The sequence below is a fragment of the Vibrio sp. 10N.222.46.A1 genome (genome assembly GCF_041473595.1).
Lineage (GTDB): Bacteria > Pseudomonadota > Gammaproteobacteria > Enterobacterales > Vibrionaceae > Vibrio > Vibrio tasmaniensis_A.
On record NZ_JBFRSN010000076.1, the window covers coordinates 1 to 4,514 of the forward strand.

Genomic DNA, 4,514 nt, shown 5'->3' on the forward strand with positions numbered 1-4,514 from the left:
GTCAGTCTAGGGAATGACAGCTCCTGTTGATTCAAAAACTCCCTCAGCGGTTCGACAGCCTATCAAGGTATCAAGGCTTGTCATTCGTCATCCTCAAGAGTGAGGAACGAGCAAGTTGGAGATCTCTTACCTGTGAGACTCTAAATAGCAGACACAAAAAAGCGGAGCCAAATGGCTCCGCTTTTATCGATAGAATGCAAAAAGAATTACTTCTTAGTAAGCTTCTCTTTAATACGAGCTGACTTACCAGAACGCTCACGTAGGTAGTACAACTTGGCACGACGTACTGCACCACGGCGTTTAACTTCGATGCTATCAACCATTGGAGAGTGAGTTTGGAACGCACGCTCTACGCCTTCACCGTTCGAGATCTTACGAACTGTGAATGCAGAGTGTAGACCACGGTTACGAATAGCGATTACAACGCCTTCGAAAGCCTGTAGACGCTCACGGTCACCTTCTTTTACCTTAACCTTAACTACAACAGTGTCACCTGGTGCGAATTTAGGAAGGTCTGATTTTAGTTGCTCTTCTTCAAGAGCCTTGATGATGTTGCTCATTTGTATAAATTCCTAGAATAAACTGATACTAAATTTAATAGGTTACTGCTTGCTTTTCGTTAAGAGCGTTGCTCTTTAATGAATTCAGCCAGTAATTGTTCCTGTTCGTCAGTCAGAGCTAGGTTTTCCAGGAGTTCTGGTCTTCTTAGCCAAGTTCGGCCCAACGATTGTTTCAATCGCCAGCGACGAATGTCCTTATGGTTTCCAGACTTGAGTACCGATGGCACATCTTTATCGTCTAGCACCTCAGGGCGCGTATAATGGGGACAATCTAGCAAACCATTTGCAAAAGAATCTTCTTCTGCTGATGCGAAATCTCCAAGTACACCCGGAACAAACCGAGATACTGAATCAATCAACGTCATGGCTGGCAGCTCGCCACCCGTCATCACAAAATCTCCAATCGACCATTCTTCGTCGACTTCAGATTGAATGATGCGCTCATCTACCCCTTCATAGCGACCACAAATAAGAAGCAAGTTCTCGTTTGTTGCCAGCTCTTCAACACCTTGTTGGTCGAGTTTACGACCTTGAGGTGAAAGGTAAATAACCTTCGTCTTTCCCGGTGCTGCCTGTTTGGCTGTTTGGATAGCATCGCGCAAAGGCTGAACCATCATTAACATGCCAGGACCACCACCGTAAGGTCTGTCATCAACAGTGCGATGTTTATCATGAGTGAAATCACGAGGATTCCATGTTTCAATAGATAAAAGACCTTTTTTAACCGCTTGACCTGTTACTCCAAAATCAGTAACAGAACGGAACATTTCAGGAAAAAGGCTAATAATGCCAACCCACATGTGTTCTCTCGCTCTGTAATTTGGAGTTAGAATCCAGGATCCCAGTCAACTTCGATCCGGCGAGCTTCGCGATCAACTTTCTTGATCACTTGCTCTTCAAGGTACGGGATTAACCGTTCCTTTTGGCCAAAAGCATCTTTAAGATTTGCTTTGATTACTAGAACATCGTTCGAGCCAGTTTCTAATAGGTCAGTGACCTCACCAAGGTTGTAACCTTTAGTGGTAAAAACTTGCATACCGAACAATTCGCGCCAGTAGAATTCATCTTCTGACAATTCAGGTAATGAAGCAGGGTCAATAGCAATTTCAAAGTTGGTCATCAGTTGCGCGTCTTCACGTACATCTAATCCCGCTAGCTTACATACATAGCCTTGACCATGACGTTTCCAGCTTTCAACTTTATACTCAACCCACTCGCCCTTTAGCTTTAAATACCAAGGACTGTAATCAAATATGCTTTCAGCATTGTCTGTGTAGGAGAACACTTTAAGCCAGCCACGAATACCATAGGTAGACCCAAGTTTACCCATAACAATTCTTTCGTTTTGCTCGCTCATCGTTTCTTTACCCTTCATCGACATAAGCTATTTCTCTTTTTAAAAAAGAATTAAGCCGCTTTTTGAGCGTCTTTAACTAGCTTAGCTACGCGGTCAGATAGAGATGCGCCTTGACCAACCCAGTGGTTAACACGATCTAGGTCTAGACGTAGACCTTCTTCTTGACCTTGAGCAGTAGGGTTAAAGAAACCTACTTTCTCGATGAAACGGCCAGTTACAGAGTTACGGCTATCCGCAACTACGATTTGATAAAATGGGCGCTTCTTTGCACCGTGACGTGCCAAACGAATGGTTACCATGTCGTCCTCTTTGCTTTCTTAATAAAATAATTAACCCCAAGTATAAGTAAATAGCTTGGGGTCTCGTGCCAAATTAAAGCCCCGGAATTTTACTCTTATTCCGGGGCAATGCAAGGGCTTTAGCTATTTTTTCACCAACATAGCCACCGCTCACTTTCTGTGACACGGCTAACACTATGAAAAGTAACGTAGCTAAAGCTTACATTTGTAGATTATCGGCCAAACGGGTTAAAACCACCACCCATTCCGCCCATACCTCCACCGCCGCCCATCATGCCTTGCATGTTGCGCATCATGCCTTTCATTCCACCTTTCTGCATTTTCTTCATCATCTTCTGCATTTGAGTGAACTGTTTAAGCATACGGTTTACATCTTGTACTTGCGTACCAGAACCTGCAGCAATACGCTTTTTGCGTGAGCCTTTGATTAGGTCTGGGCGCTGACGCTCTTTCATTGTCATAGAGTTGATGATCGCTTCCATTTGCTTGAACATCTTGTCATCAACTTTATCTTTAACGTTGTCTGGTAGCTGAGACATGCCTGGAAGCTTATCCATCATGCCCATCATGCCGCCCATATTTTTCATCTGACCAAGCTGCTCGCGGAAGTCTTCAAGGTCAAAACCTTTCTTCTCTTTGAACTTCTTAGCCAGTTTCTCTGCTTTCTCGGTATCAACGTTCTTCTGTAGATCTTCAATAAGAGACAGTACGTCGCCCATACCTAGGATGCGAGAAGCAACACGATCTGGGTGGAATGGTTCTAGTGCGTCAGTTTTCTCACCAACACCTAAGAATTTAATCGGCTTACCTGTGATGTGACGAACAGACAGTGCAGCACCACCACGCGCGTCACCATCCACTTTCGTTAAGATAACACCGGTTAGTGGTAGCGTATCGCCAAAGGCTTTTGCAGTATTCGCAGCATCTTGACCTGTCATAGCATCAACAACGAACAGCGTCTCTACTGGTTTAATGGCAGTATGAAGCTCTTTGATTTCACCCATCATCTCTTCATCGATAGCCAAACGACCGGCAGTATCGACAATTAGCACGTCGTAGAATTTCTTCTTCGCGTGGTCGATTGCAGCGTTTGCAATATCAAGAGGCTTTTGGTCAGCTGAAGATGGGAAGAAGTCGACACCCACATCGCTTGCTAAGGTTTCAAGCTGTTTGATCGCGGCTGGACGGTAAACGTCGGCAGACACAACCAAAACTTTCTTCTTATCACGCTCAGTCAGGAGCTTAGATAGCTTACCTACCGATGTGGTTTTACCCGCACCTTGTAGACCCGCCATTAAGATAACGGCTGGCGGTTGTGCTGCCAGGTCAAGAGCCTCGTTAGACTCCCCCATCACAGCTTCAAGTTCAGCTTGAACGATCTTAATGAATTCTTGACCCGGGGTGAGAGATTTAGAAACCTCAACACCTACAGCGCCTTCTTTTACGCGCTTAACAAAATCGCGGACAACTGGCAGTGCAACGTCGGCTTCAAGTAGCGCCATACGTACTTCACGCAGCGTCTCTTTAATATTGTCTTCGGTCAGGCGACCTTTACCGCTGATGTTTTTCAGCGTTTTGGATAGACGATCCGTTAAATTATCAAACATAGTTTTCTCTTCGCTCAAAACTGCGACTATTACTGTGAGTATACATTAGCGCGGATTAGAGTCATACCCGTTGTGGAGCGTTAATCATCCACGCATGTGATGTGAGACATTATTCACTTGGAATTGAATGAGGTTCACCATAGCCCCAAAGAGCGATGCGAGGTATAATTCGCCAATTAGTAATCATTTAAATGGATACCATGGACAGTCTTATTGCGATCGCAGCAGCCTTTCTTTATACAATGGCGATTTTCACGATCATTCCAGGTCTCGTGCACCAAACAGGAATCCGTGTAAAAACGGTGTTTATCAGCGCATTACTTGCTTTAGCTTTCCATGCTTGGTTGCTTGGCGATTTAATCTTTAATGCCAGTGGTCAAAACCTCAGTATCTTAAACGTTGCTTCTTTAATCAGTTTAATCATATCTGTGGTCATGAGCGGTGCTATGCTCAAAACCCGTTTGTGGTTCATCTTGCCGGTTGTTTATAGCTTCGCTGCTCTAAATCTAATGGCTGCCACTTTTCTTCCTAGTACCTTCATCAAACACTTAGAGAATGACCCGAAGCTGTTGCTACACATATCTTTAGCTCTGTTCTCATACGCGACACTTACCATCGGTGCGCTATACGCTATGCAACTCGCGTGGCTAGATCACAAACTTAAAAAGAAAAAAGCCTTAGTGATAAACCC

General features: G+C 44.5%; 6 protein-coding genes. 1 reads left to right on the forward strand and 5 read right to left on the reverse strand.

Going from position 1 to position 4,514, the window contains the following annotated elements:
- Positions 1 to 206: 206 nt before the first annotated feature.
- The 5 genes from rplS to ffh form a co-directional block, all read right to left on the reverse strand.
- Positions 207 to 560 (reverse strand): 50S ribosomal protein L19, encoded by a 354-nt coding sequence (gene rplS, locus AB4496_RS02845; RefSeq protein WP_009847607.1) that lies wholly within the window; start codon positions 558 to 560, stop codon positions 207 to 209.
- Positions 561 to 619: 59 nt separating this feature from the next.
- Positions 620 to 1,360: a tRNA (guanosine(37)-N1)-methyltransferase TrmD gene (gene trmD / locus AB4496_RS02850; RefSeq protein ID WP_009847608.1), complete on the reverse strand. Its 741-nt coding sequence runs from the start codon at positions 1,358 to 1,360 to the stop codon at positions 620 to 622.
- A gap of 26 nt (positions 1,361 to 1,386) precedes the next feature.
- Positions 1,387 to 1,941, reverse strand: a complete 555-nt coding sequence (gene rimM, locus AB4496_RS02855; RefSeq protein WP_009847609.1) for a ribosome maturation factor RimM — start codon at positions 1,939 to 1,941, stop codon at positions 1,387 to 1,389.
- 26 nt (positions 1,942 to 1,967) lie between these two features.
- A complete protein-coding gene (rpsP, locus tag AB4496_RS02860; protein ID WP_004735508.1) occupies positions 1,968 to 2,216 on the reverse strand; it encodes a 30S ribosomal protein S16 in 249 nt (82 codons plus the stop codon).
- 212 nt (positions 2,217 to 2,428) lie between these two features.
- The gene (ffh, locus tag AB4496_RS02865; protein WP_004735506.1) at positions 2,429 to 3,823 is read right to left on the reverse strand and encodes a signal recognition particle protein; all 1,395 of its coding nucleotides are present in this window, start codon (positions 3,821 to 3,823) and stop codon (positions 2,429 to 2,431) included.
- Between the two features lie 200 nt (positions 3,824 to 4,023).
- Between ffh and AB4496_RS02870 the strand changes: the two genes are divergently transcribed.
- A partial coding sequence (locus AB4496_RS02870) for an inner membrane protein YpjD (RefSeq protein ID WP_372130571.1) occupies positions 4,024 to 4,514 on the forward strand: 491 nt, incomplete at its 3' end.

Coding starts and splice junctions, on each gene's coding strand:
- rpsP (WP_004735508.1), bottom strand. CDS start 2,216: ATGGTAACCATTCGTTTGGCACGTCACGGTGCAAAGAAGCGCCCATTT.
- rimM (WP_009847609.1), bottom strand. CDS start 1,941: ATGTCGATGAAGGGTAAAGAAACGATGAGCGAGCAAAACGAAAGAATT.
- trmD (WP_009847608.1), bottom strand. CDS start 1,360: ATGTGGGTTGGCATTATTAGCCTTTTTCCTGAAATGTTCCGTTCTGTT.
- ffh (WP_004735506.1), bottom strand. CDS start 3,823: ATGTTTGATAATTTAACGGATCGTCTATCCAAAACGCTGAAAAACATC.
- rplS (WP_009847607.1), bottom strand. CDS start 560: ATGAGCAACATCATCAAGGCTCTTGAAGAAGAGCAACTAAAATCAGAC.